At 58.4% G+C, this 17,298-nt stretch carries 16 protein-coding genes; 5 read left to right on the forward strand and 11 right to left on the reverse strand.

Features of this window, described 5'->3' with window-relative positions; genetic code table 11:
• Positions 1–43 precede the first annotated feature (43 nt).
• From IEV00_RS05005 to IEV00_RS05030, 6 genes are all read right to left on the reverse strand, one after another.
• On the reverse strand, positions 44–727 hold the full coding sequence (locus tag IEV00_RS05005) for a histidine phosphatase family protein (protein ID WP_188359179.1): 684 nt from the start codon (positions 725–727) through the stop codon (positions 44–46).
• Between the two features lie 58 nt (positions 728–785).
• Complete coding sequence (locus IEV00_RS05010; protein WP_188359180.1) at positions 786–1,058, reverse strand: glutaredoxin family protein; 273 nt, start codon at positions 1,056–1,058, stop codon at positions 786–788.
• Between the two features lie 78 nt (positions 1,059–1,136).
• Positions 1,137–1,235 carry a 30S ribosomal protein bS22 gene (locus tag IEV00_RS05015; RefSeq protein WP_005504750.1) on the reverse strand — a complete coding sequence of 33 codons (99 nt, stop codon included), beginning with the start codon at positions 1,233–1,235 and terminating at the stop codon, positions 1,137–1,139.
• Between the two features lie 219 nt (positions 1,236–1,454).
• On the reverse strand, positions 1,455–3,113 hold the full coding sequence (locus tag IEV00_RS05020; RefSeq protein ID WP_188359181.1) for an FCD domain-containing protein: 1,659 nt from the start codon (positions 3,111–3,113) through the stop codon (positions 1,455–1,457).
• Positions 3,114–3,163: 50 nt separating this feature from the next.
• Positions 3,164–4,006 carry an ArsR/SmtB family transcription factor gene (locus IEV00_RS05025; protein WP_188359182.1) on the reverse strand — a complete coding sequence of 281 codons (843 nt, stop codon included), beginning with the start codon at positions 4,004–4,006 and terminating at the stop codon, positions 3,164–3,166.
• A gap of 136 nt (positions 4,007–4,142) precedes the next feature.
• Positions 4,143–5,351, reverse strand: coding sequence for an acetoin utilization protein AcuC (locus tag IEV00_RS05030; RefSeq protein WP_229723066.1), 1,209 nt, complete (start codon positions 5,349–5,351; stop codon positions 4,143–4,145).
• 120 nt (positions 5,352–5,471) lie between these two features.
• Here IEV00_RS05030 and IEV00_RS05035 point away from each other — a divergent pair, with 120 nt between their 5' ends.
• From IEV00_RS05035 to proC, 4 genes are all read left to right on the forward strand, one after another.
• Positions 5,472–6,896: a TrkH family potassium uptake protein gene (locus tag IEV00_RS05035; protein ID WP_188359183.1), complete on the forward strand. Its 1,425-nt coding sequence runs from the start codon at positions 5,472–5,474 to the stop codon at positions 6,894–6,896.
• Positions 6,897–6,921: 25 nt separating this feature from the next.
• A complete protein-coding gene (locus IEV00_RS05040) occupies positions 6,922–7,557 on the forward strand; it encodes a potassium channel family protein (RefSeq protein ID WP_188359469.1) in 636 nt (211 codons plus the stop codon).
• A 481-nt stretch (positions 7,558–8,038) separates the two neighbouring features.
• Positions 8,039–8,833, forward strand: coding sequence for a sugar phosphate isomerase/epimerase family protein (locus IEV00_RS05045; RefSeq protein WP_188359184.1), 795 nt, complete (start codon positions 8,039–8,041; stop codon positions 8,831–8,833).
• Positions 8,834–9,026: 193 nt separating this feature from the next.
• Positions 9,027–9,872: a pyrroline-5-carboxylate reductase gene (proC, locus tag IEV00_RS05050; RefSeq protein WP_188359185.1), complete on the forward strand. Its 846-nt coding sequence runs from the start codon at positions 9,027–9,029 to the stop codon at positions 9,870–9,872.
• 125 nt (positions 9,873–9,997) lie between these two features.
• On the opposite strand, the gene topA is transcribed toward proC, so the two are convergent.
• The 3 genes from topA to IEV00_RS05065 all read right to left on the reverse strand — a co-directional run bounded on the left by topA (position 9,998) and on the right by IEV00_RS05065 (position 14,975).
• Positions 9,998–12,769 (reverse strand): type I DNA topoisomerase, encoded by a 2,772-nt coding sequence (topA, locus tag IEV00_RS05055; RefSeq protein ID WP_188359186.1) that lies wholly within the window; start codon positions 12,767–12,769, stop codon positions 9,998–10,000.
• A gap of 125 nt (positions 12,770–12,894) precedes the next feature.
• Entirely contained in the window at positions 12,895–13,299 is a 405-nt protein-coding gene (locus IEV00_RS05060) for a pyridoxamine 5'-phosphate oxidase family protein (RefSeq protein ID WP_188359187.1), read from the reverse strand.
• Positions 13,296–14,975: a DUF7059 domain-containing protein gene (locus IEV00_RS05065; protein ID WP_188359188.1), complete on the reverse strand. Its 1,680-nt coding sequence runs from the start codon at positions 14,973–14,975 to the stop codon at positions 13,296–13,298. The genes IEV00_RS05060 and IEV00_RS05065 overlap by 4 nt, the downstream gene beginning before the upstream one ends.
• Before the next feature lie 68 nt (positions 14,976–15,043).
• Here IEV00_RS05065 and IEV00_RS05070 point away from each other — a divergent pair, with 68 nt between their 5' ends.
• Positions 15,044–15,508 carry a pyrimidine dimer DNA glycosylase/endonuclease V gene (locus IEV00_RS05070; RefSeq protein WP_188359189.1) on the forward strand — a complete coding sequence of 155 codons (465 nt, stop codon included), beginning with the start codon at positions 15,044–15,046 and terminating at the stop codon, positions 15,506–15,508.
• Here the strand turns inward: IEV00_RS05070 and IEV00_RS05075 are convergent.
• The gene (locus IEV00_RS05075) at positions 15,486–16,496 is read right to left on the reverse strand and encodes an LLM class flavin-dependent oxidoreductase (RefSeq protein ID WP_188359190.1); all 1,011 of its coding nucleotides are present in this window, start codon (positions 16,494–16,496) and stop codon (positions 15,486–15,488) included. The two genes, IEV00_RS05070 and IEV00_RS05075, sit on opposite strands and share 23 nt — an antisense overlap.
• Before the next feature lie 328 nt (positions 16,497–16,824).
• Positions 16,825–17,298, reverse strand: a complete 474-nt coding sequence (locus tag IEV00_RS05080) for a GyrI-like domain-containing protein (RefSeq protein ID WP_188359191.1) — start codon at positions 17,296–17,298, stop codon at positions 16,825–16,827.

The raw sequence follows: 17,298 nt of genomic DNA on the forward strand, positions 1-17,298 counted from the left end.
AAATCTTTCAGTGTGTGCGGCTAGAAAATTTCAAACGAAACCATTATGAACCAGGCAGCTGAATAATACCTGAATAAAGGGAAGCAGCTGGCTCACAATAGCTCACGGTGGGGCGGTTCTTACCCTCAAGGTCTGAGAACTCGAAGGTGGTAATTGACGCTAGGTTGCACTGGCGAGAACGGGGGTCATGCGGTAAGAACTTGCCCTCGGCAGAGCGGCGAGCCATCCAGATAGGCAGCTGGTGGGAAACAATAATGGCCTCTGCCCCCGGCCCGCCGATTTCATAGGCGATGCGGGCAGCATCGCGGGTTGCCTCTGCCATGCGCGCCACCTGCGCTTTAAAGGGCTCCCCCCAGGAAGGGCGCAGGGGGTTGTACATCTTCAACCAGTGCTTGGGGTTGTTCAGAAGCTCTTTCTTATCAACGTGCAGGCCCTCAAAATAGTTGTCTGCCTCAATCACGCGGGGGTCGTGGTGGGCTTCAAGCCCCAGAAGCTCGGTAATGGGGGCAGCTGATTCCTGGGTTCTGGTCAGCGGTGAGCAGGCGAGGTAGACGATATTGGCGCCCTGATCTGCCCATTCTTTAAAGCGCTCGGCAGAGAGGCGAACCATCTTCTGCCCCAGCTCGGAGAGATGGTATTCCGGTAGCCGGCCGTAGACAATCCGGCGGGGGTTGTGCACCTCGCCGTGGCGCATGAGGTGAACTTTGGCAATCGCTGATGAAGTCATGGTTTCAGTCTCTCAAATCGTTTTTCGTTTTCCCAGTGCCTTGAACCGGCCAGCCCCTCTAGAGCCCGAGTTCCTTGGCCAAAATCTTGTGCAGACGCTTGGGGTTAATCTGCCAAAAATCCTTGGGTTCGCCGTTGACCATCACCACCGGAATTTCGGTATCGTGGCGGGCCTTGAGATCGGGGTGCTCATCGACGTCTACTTCATGAAAACCCAGCCCCAGCTCGGAGGTCACCCGGTGCACTGTTTGCCGCGCAGCCTCACACAGGTGGCAGCCCTGACGAGTGAGAAGAGTTACCTGAGGTTCCCGATGTTTTGATTCTTCAGCCATAGCAACCAGTCTACTGAAAACACAGCGAGCCCCGCCTCTCCCAAAAAGAGAAGCGGGGCTCGAAAAGCTGACAAGAATTTACTTCTTGTTGCGGCGCTGGTGGCGAGTCTTACGAAGCAGCTTGCGGTGCTTCTTCTTGGACATGCGCTTGCGGCGCTTCTTGATAACTGAACCCATTGGATTCACCTCACTTATTATTTGTTACTCTGCCGCTTCCCGTGCAAGGGTTGCGTTAGCTATGCAGAGTTCGCGGTTATACCGGTATAAACGCTTTCTTAAAACACCAAAAAGGCACACACGTGCCCCTTGGTGAAAAACGCTCTCTGTATAGACTACAAGCATTCAGCGGTTTTTCCGCAATCGTGCTGGCTAAATGAGAGCTTTTTCTCCAAAATACTAGCGTTTCTTCTTTTTCTTCTTTTTCTTTTTGGTGATGGAGTGGGTTTGGGTCTGGTCGATGACCTCGGGCTCCTGGTACTCATCTGCCAGCACATAGCCGCTGGGCAGAGAGTCCTGCTCCTGTTCACCGTGCTCGACCTCAGCGGCGTCGTCCTCAGGTGCGGTCAGCACCGCCAGACGCTGTTGCCGTGCGAGTTCATGGGCTTCTGCGTCGAACTCCTGCACCCCACCCTTGCGGTGGAACCACTTACCAAAACGCCTAGCTCGCGGAGTCTCTTCCTCCCTCGGCTCAGCCTGCGGAGCTTCTTCGACCGGCTCAGCTTTCTCTCGCGGCTTGGCGCGCAAGACGTCGCGGCTCACCGGCTCGCCCCAGCTGTTTTCTTTTGCCTGCACGGGCTTTTCGGCCCGCGGTAGATCCCCCTGAGACTTCGAGGGAACCTGGCCCGCCGCAACCCCGGTTGCCCGGCCTGATCGATCAATAGGCTTAATAACGGTGGCGTGCACGGGCGCAGACACCGTGCCCCTGCGCTTACGGGCCGGGGCTCCCTGCTTCTCGGGCGCGCGGAGCACGTTCCGCTCGGAGAAGGGAACGTAGTCAGGGTCTGCCGCGTAATCGCTATAGCGCTGCGCCTTGGCCTCCTGTGCCCGGGCCCAGGGCGCGGACTCCTGCCCGGTCTGTTCCTGAGTTTGCTCGGGGATATTGTGAGTCTCTGCGGGCTGCGACTTTTCCGTCTGCGCGGTTTCAGCCGGCAGGACGTCGTCCTGCGGCTTGGCTGCCTCGGAGCTGGTTGCCGCCGGGGTGGGCTGGCTCGGAGCCGACGGGGAACCGATGTTTTCCAGCGCCGAAATCAGGGTGGGCGAGACAGAGCCTTCCCAGGTCTCGGGTACCAGGTCATCATCGGGCTCATCCTCAACCGGCTCGAGCCGCGCCAGAGTGCCCGGCAGGGAGTTGGCGACCTCGGTGGGCTCATCCAGTTCTATGCCTGCCTCGGCATATTGGTTCTCGATGCTCGCCGCCACCAGTTGCTGGGCCAGTTCATTATCACCGCACTTCAAGGCGTCGACGATAGCCTGGTGTTCAGCCCGCAGGCGGGCTGCGGTTGCGCTCCAGAGAGGTACCCTACCCAGCAGAGAGAGCAGATATTCGTAGATGGAATCGTGCAGGGCGGTCATCATGCCACTCACCGCATGATTACCTGCCAGCTTCACCAAAGTGACGTGAAAACTTGCCTCAAGCTCGTGAAAATCCTGCGGGAAAAGAGCGTCGCTTTTCATCTCTTCCAGCAGACGCTCCAGCTCCTCCATAGCAGGATTGCTTCGGTCGGCCCGGGCTACCGCCCAGGTTTCAAGCAACACCCAGGTCTGAATCAAATCTCGGGTGGGGTGCTGGGCCTGGGCCATGTGCAGGCGCAGGGCAGGGGTGACGGCACGGGCGGGGTCAGAGACCAGCTGGGGAATAATGGTTTTCCGCTTGCCCTCAAAGAGCCGGAAAACACCCATGATTTCCAGGCGCTTAATCGCTTCGCGGGTGCTGGAATGGCCGGTTTTGAGAATGTCGGCAATCCGACGGTCATCCGGCAGATTCTCACCCAGCGCAATACGCCCCTCAAACAGCTCGGTTTCTAGCCAGTGGAGGATTTTTTGGTCAACAGACATGGAAAAGTAGACAGTCTTTCAGAAAAGGTGGGAGGAAGGGCTGAAATGAATTAACGGCGCCGGCGGAAGCGAGTCAGCGTTGCCAGCAGACCGCGCGATTCGTGGTCTTCATGCTGCTCTTCGGGGGTGGGCAGAGCAGGGAGCACCTCAATCTCTTCAGCGCTTGTTTCGGCTTCTTCGACAGCGACATCTTCAGCAAGAGGTGCTTCGGGAGTTTCCTCACCTTCAAGAACCTCTGCGCCGGCCTTCAACTCAGTTGTGTCTTCGCCCATCTCAGAGGACTCTTCTTCGCCCTGCTCCGACTCTTCACCGGCAGGCTCAAGGCTCGGCGTGAACGCAGTCAGCGGCGTGAAGCTGATGGCGTGACGGGCTCGATACTCAGACTCTTCCGCTTCTTCACCCTGCTCCATATACTCCGACTCGGCAGCGGCAAGTTCTTCTTCGGAGATTTCAGTGCTCTCGCTAGCGGTCTCTTCAGCTACCGCTTCATCTTCAGCAAATGCTTCGGCAGCCCGGGACTCAGCGGCAGCCATACCCGCCGCGGTCATGGGCTGGTTAGGCTCGGCCTCTTCAAGCTCGGCCTGGGCCTGGGCCACTTCGGCGGAATCAGCGGTAGCACCGCTGGAATGATGATGCGCAGAATTCAGGGCTTCGATCCAGAGAGTGACCTTGTTAAGAGGGCCGGGAGTCAGCGAATAGTAGCGGCGCTGGCCCACCGCTTCGGTTTCTGCCAGACCGGCATTGCGCAGAACCTTCAGGTGTTTGGAGACCGTAGGCTGGCTAATTTCCAGCTCTTCGACGAGCTCTCCCACCGAGTGTCGTCCTGCAGAAAGCGCACGGAGAATCTGCCGCCGCGTGGGATCGGCAATCACTGCAAACACATCATCAATCATGAGCTCTATCTTACATATATACCTCTGTAAGAATCTTCAACCCTCACCGTTTTATAGGTTTTACCCAGCAAGCTTTAATCTTTGCTACCACTAGCACGTATACCTCCATGCCCATATAGAAGCACAGCGCAATAATTTAGTCATACCAGGGGTCTAGGCCCCAGTTGGGAAAGATTTCCTTGCGGGTTGCCATCACAGCCCTGTCTACCTCATCTGCGGGATTGAAACCGACCTCCCAGGAGGCCCACCAGATATCTGCGTGGTCCCCCATGGCAATAGGGGGAGAAATATCGTACTTTTCTTTCATGTAGGTGCGCCAGCTGGTAGGGGTAGCGCTATTGACCGACAGCGGAGCCCCGGCGGCAACCGCCATCATGTGGGTCCAGCTACGGGGAACGGCGTCATAAATCGAATACCCTCCCCCGCCGGTGGCAATCCAGCGGTCTTCGCACAGCTCGTGCGCCAGCTGCCCCACGTAGGCCATAATTTCTCGCTGCGCCTCAATAGAAATATTGAGGTGGCTCATGTCGTCTTTGGTGTGGGAATCACAGCCGTGCTGGCTGACAATAATTTCGGGTTGAAACTCCCGTAGTAGCGGGGGCACCACGGCGTCAAAAGCGCGAATCCAACCGCTGTCTGACACCGAGGCGGGCAGGGCGATGTTGACCGAGGTGCCAGAAGCTAATCCCTCGGGCCCGCTTTCGTTGCAGAAACCGGTGCCGGGAAAGAGGGTCATACCGCTCTCGTGCAGAGAAAAAGTCATCACGTTGGGGTTATCCCAAAAGATGTTCTGCACGCCGTCGCCGTGGTGGGCGTCCACATCAATATAGGCTATGCGCCGCACCCCCGAGTTAAGCAGGTGCTGAATCGCCACCGCACAGTCGTTATAGATACAGAAGCCGCTCGCCTTATTACGGTCGGCATGGTGCATACCGCCGCCAAAATTGACGGCGTGGACGGCGTCTTCGTCAAGGATCATCTGCGCTGCGAGCAGACTTCCTCCCGCCAAGCGGGCACTGGCGGTGTGCACTCCCGCATAACCGGGGGTGTCTTCTGTGCCCAGGCCAGAGTCGGGAATACTCAGAGTGGGGTCTTCGCTAATAGCTCGCACCGCCCGAATATAGTCGGGGTCGTGGGCCAGCTCTAGCTCAGCATCACTGGCAACCGGGGGCCTCTCTTCGCGCACCTGGGGTAGATCAAAGACCCCCATGCTGCGCGCCAGTCGCTCGGTGGCGTCTAGCCTGCTGGGGTGCATGGGGTGATAGTCGCCAAAGTAATACTGGCACATGGCAGGGTCCCAGAAAATAGCCGTGGGAACCGGCGAACATTTATCTGTGAAGCTCATACCCACCCCCTACTAGTAACTTTCATCACAGCCAATCATAAACACACCGCGGCACTTTCCACCGCATCTGTCAGATAAGGCGTGCGAGGACTAAGCTTTATAACGCGCTATCCCGCTTTTATGACGACGCCGAGAAGAAGGAGGTGGGGCGTGGCAGAGACCGAGAGCTCTTTAAACCTGCCCACCCGGGTTCTCCTGGCAACCCGCGACCTCGCCGACCGCACGGTGGCTTCTACTCCCGCCCGCATGGCAATCTTTGCCTTTGCGGTGGTTATTATCTTTTTCTCGCTCATGCTCTGGCTACCCATCTCTTCCGCCGATGGCCGCGCCATAAACTTTCACCACGCCGTCTTTACCGCCACTTCAGCGGTGACCGTCACCGGCCTGACCACCGTCTCCACCGCCACCCAGTGGTCTTTCTTTGGCCAGCTCATGATTCTCATCGCCTTTCAGATTGGCGGACTGGGAACCCTGACCATGACCTCCCTGCTGGCCATGGCGGTGGGCCGCAAGCTGGGTCTGCGTTCAAAACTGATTGCCCAGGAGGCCATGAACATCGGCAAGCTGGGCGAACTGGGTTCGGTACTGCGCACCGTCGCCATGACCTCTATCTTCTTCGAGGCCGCCATAGCCCTGATTCTCATCCCCCGCTTTCTGTTGTTGGGCGAGGGGCTGGGCAACAGCATCTGGCACGGTATCTTCTACGCGGTCTCCGCCTTCAATAACGCCGGTTTCACCCCTCACTCCGACGGAATTGTGCCCTACGGCCATGACCTCTGGATTCTTTTGCCCATCTGCGTGGGTGTCCTTATCGGCTCCCTGGGCTTTCCCGTGATTCTGGTGATTCAGCAACATCCCTTCAAGTTCAACCGCTGGAATCTCACCACCAAGCTCACCATTATCGGTACCGTCTCTTTGCTGTTTATCGGCATGGCATTCTGGGGACTCTTTGAATGGTCTAACCCCAAAACAATCGGTGAGCTAGGTTTTCTCGACAAACTTCTCAACTCTTTCTTTGCCTCGATCATGACCCGCTCCGGCGGCTTCAACCTGGTCGATATGAACGACGCCAACCCCATTACCCTGCTCATCACCGACGTGCTGATGTTTATTGGCGGCGGCTCAGCCTCCACCGCCGGCGGCATTAAAATCACCACCATCACCGTGGTAATTCTGGCAGTCATCGCAGAAGCCCGCGGCGACCAGTTTGTGGTTGCCTTCAACCGCACCATTCCCGACTCGGTACTGCGCATTGCTATCTCGGTGATTATGATGAGCGCAATTATCGTTTTTATTGGCACCGCGGCCATTGTCTTTATTACCGGCGAGTCCCTTGACCGAGTTCTCTTCGAGGTCATCTCCGCCTACGCCACCTGTGGACTCTCCGTGGGGCTGGCAGCCACCCTACCGCCGTCCTGCATCTACATACTCGCCGCCCTCATGTTCGTGGGCCGCATCGGTATCATTACCGTAGCAACAGGTTTAGCGCTGCGTTCGCGCCGCCGCCTCTACAAGTACCCCGAAGAAAGGCCCATCATTGGCTGACCGCACTCAACACAACGCCCCGGTGATGGTGATTGGCCTGGGCCGCTTTGGCGCCTCCACGGCAGCCCAGCTCAAGCGCCAGAATAAAGAAGTGCTGGCTATTGAGCGCGACCCCACCCTGGTACAGAAGTGGTCAGGCCAGCTCACCCACGTCGTCGAGGCAGACGCCACCGACATTGATGCCCTGCGCCAGCTCGGCGCAGCCGACTTCACCTCTGCGGTAGTGGGGGTAGGCACCTCGGTTGAGGCGTCGGTTCTCATTACCGCTAACCTGGTAGATCTCGGCATCGAACGTATTTGGGCTAAGGCAATTACTCCCGCCCACGGCAAGATTCTCTCGCGCATCGGCGCCCACAAGGTAGTTTTTCCGGAGGCAGATGCAGGACGACGCGCCGCCCACCTGGTCTCGGGCCGCCTGCTGGACTACATCGAGTTTGACGACGATTTCGCCATTGTCAAAATGCATCCCCCCAAGGAAACCCACGGTTTCACCCTGGCGGAATCAGACGTGCGTGAAAAATACGGCGTGACCATTGTCGGTGTGAAGTCACCCGGTGAAGATTTCACCTACGCAACCCCAAACACAAAAGTTACGTCCCGTGACCTCTTGATTGTTTCGGGCCAAGTTGATTTAATTGAACGGTTTGCTGCTCGGCCTTAAAGGCTGTTTGCGCAGGTCAGAGCTTATTTTAACATTATCTGCCGGGCCATTTGGGAAAATATTACAATTTTTTTCATCAAAAGCCGGATTTTGAGTTGTTTTTTCTACACCTGTCTGCCTAAACTAGAGTCACCTCTAAAGGTGCGAGTGATTACTGAACGGATTGCGAACCCGTTCAAACAGTTTGATTTCTCAACTATTGATTCGGTATCCCCTAAGCCGTTTGTTGAGAAACTAAGCTGATGCGTTTCTTATTCTCTTAGAAATGCGCGAAGGCTCCGACTGCTTCCCTACAGTCGGAGCCTTTATTTTGTTAATCTACCCCCGTTTTGTACAGGGTTGTCTCTCCTATACAGCGGTATCTCTGTACACCAGAGACAATCCTGTACAAAACAGGCGGGTTAGCGGTCCTCCGGCACCTTACTTTCTACGCGTAGACTTTTAAGAAGATTGTGACCGTGGTCTATCCAGGAGTAAGCCGATGGAAAATACGCCGAACCAGCCGATCGAAGTTGCCCTGTCGTCGTCCTGCATCTTCCCGCCCAACCTCGAAGACACCTTCGCCACCGCGGTAGACCTGGGCTACGACAGCGTTGAGGTGATGATTACCGGTAGCGCCATCTCGCAGGAACCCTACGACCTACTCAAACTGGTCGATAAGTACCAGATGCCCATCTCCGCGATTCACGCCCCCACCCTCCTGCTGACCCAGCAGGTCTGGGGCCGGGCCTGGAACAAGATGCAAATGGCAGCCAAGCTCACCAAGAGCGTGGGCGCCAGCGTGATCGTGGCTCACCCGCCCTTCCGCTGGCAGCGCCAGTACGCCAAGAACTTTGTTGAGGGCGTGCGCGAAATTTCCCAGGCAGAGGGCGTAAAAATCGCGGTGGAGAACATGTACCCCTGGGAAGCCCTAGGTAAAAGCGTTGAGATGTACCTGCCCCACTGGGATCCCACCCGTTTTGACTACGACTGGATGACCTGGGACTTCTCCCACGCGGCAGCCGCCCGCGTAGACTCCCTCGAATACGTGAAGAAAATTGGCGACCGTCTGGGCCACGTTCACCTCACTGATGGTAAGGGCGATAAGGTGATGGACGAGCATCTCATGCCCGGCTACGGCAAGCAGCCAGTGGCTGAGACCCTCGAATACCTTGCCGATATCAGCTGGTACGGCGTGGTCTGCGCTGAGATCGACACCAAGGGTAAAAAAACCGGTGAGCGAGACGAAATGCTTGTTGAAACACTTCAGTTCGCCCACCGGCATTTACGAAGATAAGTTGCACATCTCATCTTCAATATCATCAATCACTCGCACCTAATGAGGAGGTAAATCCCATGAGGTACTTCCAGGATAGAAGCCAAAGATGAAATTCAGCTTCAAAAAACTGGGTGCGAGCTGGCAAGAGAGCTTGCCACCGTCTTGTATCAAGTTTCCCGGTGCAAGTTTCACGATAGAAAGGCTGTAGAACATGACCACTCAGGTAGCTTTTGTAGGAACCGGCTCCATGAACGGCGCCATTGCCTCTGGCCTGCTGGCCAGCGGTTTTGACCCCGAGAAGGTGCGGGCCACCGTGCGTTCTGCCGCCAGCGCAGAGAAGCTGGTCGATAAGCTGGGGGACGGCGGCGAGAAGGTTAAGATTTTCTCGGCTGAGTCGTCAGCTACAGCTAACCGGGATGCTGTTTCCGGTGTGGACGCCGTGCTGGTGGGAGTCAAGCCCTACGATGTGCTTGAGGTGGTGCGCGACTTCGCAGATTCTCTGGATTCTCAGACCCTGGTTATTTCCGTTGCCGCCGGTGTTCCCCTGGACTCCCTGCAGAAAGCAGCCGGCGAAAACCAGCCGGTGATTCGCTGTATGCCCAACACCCCCTCTCGGGTGGGCAAGGGCGTGCTGGCTATTTCCAGCGGCTCCACCGTAACGGAGGAACAGAAGGAGCTCGCCGAAAGCCTGCTCAGCGCCGTCGGCGAGGTGGTGCAGGTGGAGGAAGAGCAGATGGACGCCGTCACCGCGGTTTCGGGCTCGGGCCCCGCCTACGCCTTTCTGCTAGCTGAGACCATGGCCAAGGCGGGGGTTGAACTGGGCTTTGACCGAGAAACCGCCACCAAGCTGGCGGCGGCTACCGTGGCGGGCGCTGGTGCCCTGCTGGATTCAGACCCCAACCCCGAAGATCTCCGCAAGGCGGTTACTAGCCCCGGTGGTACCACCGAGCAGGCGATTAAGACCTATCAAGAGGGCGGTCTGGAAGAACTGACGCTGAAAGCAATGCGGGCCTGCGCTGAGAAGTCGGCGCAGATGAGTAAAGAATACGCCGAGTAGAGGCCCCGACTGTTTTGTACAGGGTTGTCTCTGAGGTACAGAGACAACCCTGTACAGAGGAGATAGCCCTGTACAAACCGAGGTTATAGCCGATACGCAACTGCAGCGGCGACTCGGGGTAGCCGCTATTTCTTAGCGGAAGCCTTCTTCGCGGTAGTCTTTTTCGCCGCTGTCTTCTTTGCCGCAGTCTTTTTCTTGGCGGGTGCCTTCTTCTTGGCGGGACCCTTAGCACGTTTTTCGGCCAAGAGCTCCACCGCGCGGGTGTGGGTCAGCGACTCGATGGTCTCTGAGCGAGGCACGGTGATGTTAGTGGTGCCGTCGGTGATGTAGGGGCCGAAGCGGCCGTCCTTGACCACGATTTTTTTCTCGGAGACCGGGTCGATACCGAGCTCTGCCAGGGGCGGCTTAGCCGCAGCACGGCCCCGCTGCTTGGGTTGAGAGTAAATCTCTAGCGCCTGTTCCAGGGTGATGGTGAAGATTTCTTCTTCGGAGCCGATAGAGCGGGAATCGGTGCCCTTCTTCAGGTAGGGGCCGAAGCGGCCGTTCTGCACGGTAATCTCGGTGCCCTCTTCGTCGGTGCCCAGAACACGCGGCAGGCTCATCAGCTTCAGAGCGTCGTCCAGGGTCACCGTTGCCAAGTCCATTGACTTGAAGAGCGAGGCGGTGCGGGGCTTCTCGGGCTTGGGCTTCTTCTTGGGCTTGGCGCGGCCGTTCTTGTAGTACTCGGTGGGCTGGGCGTCCATCCATGCCTGGATTTCTTCCTCAGTCATCTCGGGAATCACTTCGGTCACGTAGGGGCCGAAGCGGCCGTCCCGGGCCACGATGGTGCGGCCGGTTGCCGGGTCAACGCCGAGCTCGCGGCCGTCCTGCTTACCCTGTTCAATCAGCTCAGCTGCCTTCTCGGCGGTCAGCTCATCGGGGGCCAGATCAGCCGGAACATTGGCGCGAACGGGGTCGGTAATCTCGCCGGTTTCTAGGTAGGGGCCAAACTTGCCCACGCGAAGGTTAATGCCGTCGGCAATCTCGATGGAGTTGATAGCGCGCGCGTCAATATCGCCCAGGTTATCCACGATGGGCTTCAGGCCGTGCTTATCTCCCCCACCGAAGTAGAAGTCGTGCAGCCAGTCGGCACGGGCCTCTTCACCGCGGGCAATGCGGTCAAGATCTTCTTCCATGGCAGCGGTGAACTCGTAGTCCACGTACTTGGAGAAGTGCTCTTCCAGCAGGCGCACCACCGAGAAGGCAGTCCAGGAGGGCACCAGGGAGCCGCCCTTGTTGTTCACGTAGCCGCGGTCCATGATGGTTGAGATGGTGGCCGCGTAGGTGGAGGGGCGGCCGATGCCCAGCTCGTCGAGCACCTTCACCAGGGAGGCTTCGGTGTAGCGCGGGGGCGGGGTGGTGTCGTGGGATAGCGCGGTAATCTCAGAGCCGGTGAGCGAGTCGCCCTCGGCCATCTGGGGCAGGCGCTTCTCGCCCTTAGAGTCTTTCTCTTCGCCGCGGGTCACGTCGGTACCCTCTTCATAGGCCGCCAAGAAGCCGCGGAAGGTGATCACGGTGCCCGATGCGCTGAACTCAGCGTCTCGGCCATCAGAGGCGGTTGCTCCCAGTTTGATGGAGGCGGTGGAGCCCTTAGCATCTGCCATCTGCGATGCCACGGTGCGCTTCCAAATCAGCTCGTAGAGGCGGTACTCGTCGCTGCTCAAATCGTTCTTGACCGCCGAGGGCGTGCGGAAGGAGTCACCGGCGGGGCGGATTGCCTCGTGGGCCTCCTGCGCATTCTTAGACTTGGAGGCATAGTGGCGGGGCTTATCGGGCACGAAGTCAGCGCTGTAGAGCTCCTGGGCCTGCGTACGAGCTGCCCTCACCGCCTGGTCAGAGAGCGCTACCGAGTCGGTACGCATGTAGGTGATAAAGCCGTTTTCGTAGAGGCGCTGGGCCACCTGCATGGTGGAGCGGGAGGAGAAACGTAGCTTGCGCGCTGCCTCCTGCTGCAGGGTAGAGGTGGTAAAGGGTGCTGCAGGACGCCGCGTGTAGGGCTTGGTCTCGACCGAGCGAACGGCAAAGGACGCCGCTTCCAGGGCGGAGGCCAGGGAGGTAGCAGAGGCCTCGTCCAGGTGTGCCACCTTGCCTACGGCAGCTGCCTTCAGGGCGCCGTCATCGGCAAAATCCTTACCCGTTGCCACGCGAGCGCCGTCCACCGCAGTGAGCTTGGCGGTGAAAGATTCGGCGGAGGAGGTGGCGAAGGTACCGGTGAGGTCCCAGTAGTTGGCGGAGCGGAAGGCCATACGCTCCCGCTCTCGTTCGACTACCAGGCGGGTTGCCACCGACTGCACGCGGCCAGCTGAAAGGCCACGGGAAACCTTACGCCAGAGCACCGGGGAGATTTCGTAGCCGTAGAGGCGGTCAAGCACGCGGCGGGTTTCCTGGGCGTCCACCAGGTCGTGGTCCACCTCGCGGAGCTCGCCGAAAGCACGCTCAACTGCCTCGCGGGTAATTTCGGGGAAGGTCAGGCGGTAGACCGGCACCTTGGGCTTGAGCACCTGTAGCAGGTGCCAGGCAATAGCCTCTCCCTCGCGGTCACCATCGGTTGCCAGATAGAGAGCGTCAGATTCCTTGAGCTTGCGCTTGAGCTCGGTGACCTTCTTCTTTTTATCGGCGTTGACCACGTAGTAGGGGGCAAAGTCGTTCTCAAGATCAACGGCAAACTTACCCACCGGAGACTTCTTCAGCTCCTCGGGCAGCTCAGAGGGCTGGGGCAAATCACGGATATGCCCCATCGATGACTCCACCTCAAAGGTGTCGCCCAAATAACCGCTGATGGTCTTCACCTTAGAAGGCGACTCCACGATCAGCAGTGATTTGCCGTGCTCTGAATTGATCTTGGCCTTGGTGGGCACTTTGCTCCTTGGTTATCTGTCAGTGACTACTCACGCTCCACAATAGCGCAAAAGATACGGTGGCGGTGGCTGACTACCGGCTCTTGAGACTCCAAAGAGGCAACCATTACACTGGCTGCTTTCACTTAGCGTAGCTTCAGCTCCCTGCCAGAAACCTTTTCGGGTGTTATCTCTACCCAGTGCATGACGTCAGCGCTGGCGACCCTGGCTTCTTCGAGAAGCTCGGTGTCGATATCTACGTCGTAGGGGTACCAGTGGGCGGTGCCGTAGACGGTCACCTGCTTCACCGAGTCAAACCGGGCCTCGTCTATCTCAAAGGCCACCTTGCGGGTGACCACGATAGAGCTGAAGGTATCCCCCGGCTTGGTCTGAAAGTAGATTTTCCCCTTGTGGATTACATAGCGCACCGCAAAGAGGTCAATCTTATTACCCAGGGAAGAGGCTAGCCTGCCAATGCTGTGGTTGTTCAGCAGGCGCAGGCAGGTCTGCTCGTCCAGTTCGGTCAGCGGGGACTGTGTGCCTTCTTTCATTCTCCTGCTCCCTCAATTCGCAGAAATGCTTTCTCCACCAGTTCGCGCACGTGCCCCAGCAGCTCCTGCTTTTTCACCGCAGACCCGCCCAAAGCGGCGTCCTGGGTATCAGCGGAGTCCCAGTCCAGCAGCGCCGAAAGCGCGTTGACAATCTGGCCCACCGCCAGCTCGCCGTCGCAGGCGGAGACAAAACCGGCAGTCTCAGTGGACATCAGCACGGTGCGGCGCAGGCCCGCTCCCTCGCGCAGCAGGATGACGCCGGGGTGCTCGGCGCCGGGGCTTCCGTGACGTTCTTCGGTGACGTCGCCAGCCACGGTCAGGTGCAGGGCAGCCAGTTGCTCGTCGGTCAGGGGTGCCACCGCGTCGTAGAGGTCTACCGCCTCGGTAATAAAGGGGGCGATGGGCTGCTGAATCGAATAGGTAATTTCTTCAAAACGCTGGAGCCGGTGCGCCTGGTTGGTCTCGGGAGCCCGCAGCCAAATCATGCCAAAGCCCACCGAATCCACGCCGCGGGAGGCGAAATCCCGAATGTAGTCGAGGTAGGCAGACTCAAAGAGCTTCGGGTCGCGGTTCTCGCTAGCGTCTCGCAGCCAGGTCTCGGCGTACTGCTCGGGCGAGAGTACCTCGCGCTGAATAAACCAGGCCTCGGTGTTCTCCCCCACCCACTCGCGCAGGCGGGCTGTCCAGTCAGCCGCCTCTTCGCCTGCCGAAACCGGAATCTCCCAGTTGCCCAGCATCTGGGCGCGGGCACCGGGGTTAAGTACCTTGGGAAGTTCAGTGACCAGGGTAGAAACAATGCCGTCTCCGGCCAGGCCACCGTCGCGGTAGGTGTACTGGTCTTCCGCTGTCTCGTTTTCGTGCCGGGGAGTAATCACAAAGGGCGGGTTAGACACCACCAGGTCGAACTTTTCGCCAGCTACCGGCTCCAGCAGAGAGCCCTGCTTCAGGGTTACCTTTTCACCCAGATTTTCGGGGTTCAGCCCCAGCTGTTGCGCGTTGAGCAGGAGATTGAAGCGGGTAAAGGCCAGTGCCCGGTCTGAAATATCGGTGGCGGTCACGTGCTCGGCGTGGTCTAGCAGGTGGAAGGTCTGAATACCGCAGCCGGTACCGAGATCCAGAGCCTTCTTCACCGGCCGGCGCTCGGTAAACTGCGCCAGTGAGAGCGAAGCCTGCCCGATCCCCAGCACGTGGTCTTTCCTCAGAACTCCGGGGCGCTGGTGGGCACCCAGGTCAGAGGAGACCCAGAGGTCAGTGCCGTCGTCCGCAGAGTGCGGCCGCAGATCTACCGCCGCCCGGTAGGTGGGTTCGTAGGTTTCCGCCGGGGAAAGTTCTGCCAGCCGGACGGCGCGCAGCAACTTGACTGCCCCCGCCCCCAGGGCGGTGTTCAGCTGCTTCTCGGTCAGCTCATCACCCAGCATGAAGAAAGCAACCACGGTAGCCAGGTTGCGGTCGGCAACGCTGGCCGTACTATCCTCTCGAATGGTTTTTACCCGATAACGGCCCGGCACAATCTGATCTCGTGCCATCGCAGCAAAAGGCCCCTCCCCCAGCAGGTTTTCAATCCCCTCGTAGGAATAGTTCACGGCTCGCAGGGCATCGGCCAGCTGTGCCAATGCCTTGGGATCATAGCTCGCCGGGGCATTTTTGACGTTAGAAAATTCGGGATAATCGCGCATAGTCACGGTTTCATTGTGACATATAGAGGCGCTGTAACAGAGCCGCCCGCTACCGGTAGGGTGGGAACATGCGCATTTGGTCTCTTCACCCCCGCTACCTCGACCAGAAAGGTCTGGTTGCCTGCTGGCGGGAAACCCTGCTCGCCCAAAAGGTTCTTCAGGGGCTCACCAAGGGCTACAGAAACCACCCCCAGCTTGATCGCTTTCGTGCCTGCGACCAGCCCCTTGAGGCAATCTGCGCCTACCTGCACGGCATCTGCGATGAGGCAGATTCTCGTAATTACAGGTTTGACCGCTCGAAGATTGTGACTGCAGCCGACTCTTTTCCGGCCCAGATTTCGGTAACCCGCGGCCAGCTAGCCTACGAGCTCGCCTTCCTCAAAGAAAAGGTTGCCGGTCGAGATCGGGCCGCTTTCGCTCATCGTCTGGCAGACATAGAAAAGGCCCAACCCCACCCCCTTTTCACGGTGGTTGAGGGTGAGATTGAGCCCTGGGAGAAGGTCAAAGAACCTAGTTCCCCATCGCCGGCTTAATGTCTTTGACGATTGATTCCAGCGAGCGCAGGTTAAAGTCCACACCGAGCTGATTCGGCACGGTAATCAGCACCGTATCTGCCTCCTGCACGGCGGCGTCCTGCGCTATTTCCTCGGCGATTTTCTCGGGGCTACCGATGTAGGAGCGGCCAAAGCGGGCAATCGAGTTATCCAGGTAGCCCACCTGGTCTTGCCCCTCGGCCTGGGCGCGCAGGCCAAAATAGTAGTTGGATTCGCGGTCAATCACCGGAATGATGGAGCGGCTGACCGAAACCCGCGGCGTCCAGTCGTGGCCCGCTGCCTTCCATTCGTCGCGGAAAATCTCAATCTGCTGGGCCTGTAGCTGATCAAAGGGAATGCCCTTTTCTTCGAAGAGCAGGGTGGAGGACATCAGGTTCATGCCCTGCTGGGCAGTCCAGCGGGCGGTTGCCTCGGAGCCGGCTCCCCACCAGATTCTCCGCCGCAACCCCGGTGACTGGGGCTGAATCGGGTCGAGTTGGGCAGGATTCTGCGCGTTGCGGGCAAAGCCCTCCCCCTCGATAGCGCGCAGGAACTCGGCGGTGTGCTCGCGCGCCATCGCCGCGTCGTCCTGACCCTCGGCAGGGGTGTAGCCGAAGTTCCGGAAGCCCCGAATCACGGTTTCCGGGGAACCTCGCGAGATACCCAGCTGCAGGCGCTCGTTACCGGCGATCAGATCCGTCATGGCGGCGTTTTCTGCCATGTAGAGCGGGTTTTCGTAGCGCATATCGATGACGCCGGTGCCTAGCTCTAGCGTGGAGGTGCGGCTGGCAATCGCCGAAAGCAGGGGGAAGGGACTTGCCTGTTGCTGGGCAAAGTGGTGGACGCGGAAGAAGGCGCCGTCTACACCCACTTCTTCGGCGCCCACGGCAAGGTCAATTGCCTGGTGCAGCATATCGCTAGCGGTGGGCGTCCTGGAACCCGGAACATCTGCCCAGTGCCCGAAGGAGAGAAAGCCAATTTTTGTCATGTTTACTGCCCTGTTCTATCAATCGTGTGTCTTAAAGACCTTTCAGTACTTTACAGAACAAGTTTTCTCCCGGTCTTATTCCGGGATCGACCGGCGCAGATACACCAAAAAGTATTCTTTATTACTATTGGGTAACTTATTATTTTTTATGCCGTAGAATCTTCCTAGCTAGGCTCGAGACTCTAGGGGATTTTCGCCTGGTCAACGCGTATCTTAGGGCGGTGCCCAACAAGGCCCGCCAGAACACATCGCACTATATAAAGATGCACCCGGCGCACTAGGGGAAAGCGCCGGGTGCATCTTTATTTAGCTTCTGCCCAGGAGCCGGCTACACCGGCGACTCCACGCCGTCCACAGCAGACCAACAGTACATGCGGTAGTTCTCGGCGGTAACATCGCCGGGGCCGTAGACTTCAAGGTTCACACCGGTGGGGCTGATTCCCTTGTGGGGTATGAAAGTGGAATGGAGATAGTCAAAGCCGGGCTTGATCGATTCGGCGGCAGGGCCCTCCACCAGCACCGTGGCGTACATGGCCGCTGGAACAATCACGCCGGTCAGCCCCAGAGCCGATACCGCGGGAATCCCCTGCACAATGAAACCCGCCGTGTAGGTGAAACCCTCGTCGGCGGCGTCCGGCATCAGAACCCCCACCTTCTGTAGCTTGGCGGTAGCAGCCTTCTGCTCCTCGCTCAGACGGTCAAAAAGCTCCTTCCACACGCCCGCAAAATCACTGTCTTCGCTGGCATTGATGGTTACACCCGCCACCAAGAAATTGCCGTATTCAATGAGCGCTGTTTCCAT

Origin of the sequence: Rothia aerolata (assembly GCF_014635585.1) — a bacterium.
Classification (GTDB): Bacteria; Actinomycetota; Actinomycetes; order Actinomycetales; family Micrococcaceae; genus Rothia; species Rothia aerolata.

What these genes read in the sequence shown, in the direction of transcription:
- IEV00_RS05005 (WP_188359179.1), bottom strand. Translation starts at nt 727, where the DNA reads ATGACTTCATCAGCGATTGCCAAAGTTCACCTCATGCGCCACGGCGAG.
- IEV00_RS05010 (WP_188359180.1), bottom strand. Translation starts at nt 1,058, where the DNA reads ATGGCTGAAGAATCAAAACATCGGGAACCTCAGGTAACTCTTCTCACT.
- IEV00_RS05015 (WP_005504750.1), bottom strand. Translation starts at nt 1,235, where the DNA reads ATGGGTTCAGTTATCAAGAAGCGCCGCAAGCGCATGTCCAAGAAGAAG.
- IEV00_RS05020 (WP_188359181.1), bottom strand. Translation starts at nt 3,113, where the DNA reads ATGTCTGTTGACCAAAAAATCCTCCACTGGCTAGAAACCGAGCTGTTT.
- IEV00_RS05025 (WP_188359182.1), bottom strand. Translation starts at nt 4,006, where the DNA reads ATGATTGATGATGTGTTTGCAGTGATTGCCGATCCCACGCGGCGGCAG.
- IEV00_RS05030 (WP_229723066.1), bottom strand. Translation starts at nt 5,351, where the DNA reads ATGAGCTTCACAGATAAATGTTCGCCGGTTCCCACGGCTATTTTCTGG.
- IEV00_RS05035 (WP_188359183.1), top strand. Translation starts at nt 5,472, where the DNA reads ATGACGACGCCGAGAAGAAGGAGGTGGGGCGTGGCAGAGACCGAGAGC.
- IEV00_RS05040 (WP_188359469.1), top strand. Translation starts at nt 6,922, where the DNA reads ATGGTGATTGGCCTGGGCCGCTTTGGCGCCTCCACGGCAGCCCAGCTC.
- IEV00_RS05045 (WP_188359184.1), top strand. Translation starts at nt 8,039, where the DNA reads ATGGAAAATACGCCGAACCAGCCGATCGAAGTTGCCCTGTCGTCGTCC.
- proC (WP_188359185.1), top strand. Translation starts at nt 9,027, where the DNA reads ATGACCACTCAGGTAGCTTTTGTAGGAACCGGCTCCATGAACGGCGCC.
- IEV00_RS05060 (WP_188359187.1), bottom strand. Translation starts at nt 13,299, where the DNA reads ATGAAAGAAGGCACACAGTCCCCGCTGACCGAACTGGACGAGCAGACC.
- IEV00_RS05065 (WP_188359188.1), bottom strand. Translation starts at nt 14,975, where the DNA reads ATGCGCGATTATCCCGAATTTTCTAACGTCAAAAATGCCCCGGCGAGC.
- IEV00_RS05070 (WP_188359189.1), top strand. Translation starts at nt 15,044, where the DNA reads ATGCGCATTTGGTCTCTTCACCCCCGCTACCTCGACCAGAAAGGTCTG.
- IEV00_RS05075 (WP_188359190.1), bottom strand. Translation starts at nt 16,496, where the DNA reads ATGACAAAAATTGGCTTTCTCTCCTTCGGGCACTGGGCAGATGTTCCG.
- IEV00_RS05080 (WP_188359191.1), bottom strand. Translation starts at nt 17,298, where the DNA reads ATGGAAACAGCGCTCATTGAATACGGCAATTTCTTGGTGGCGGGTGTA.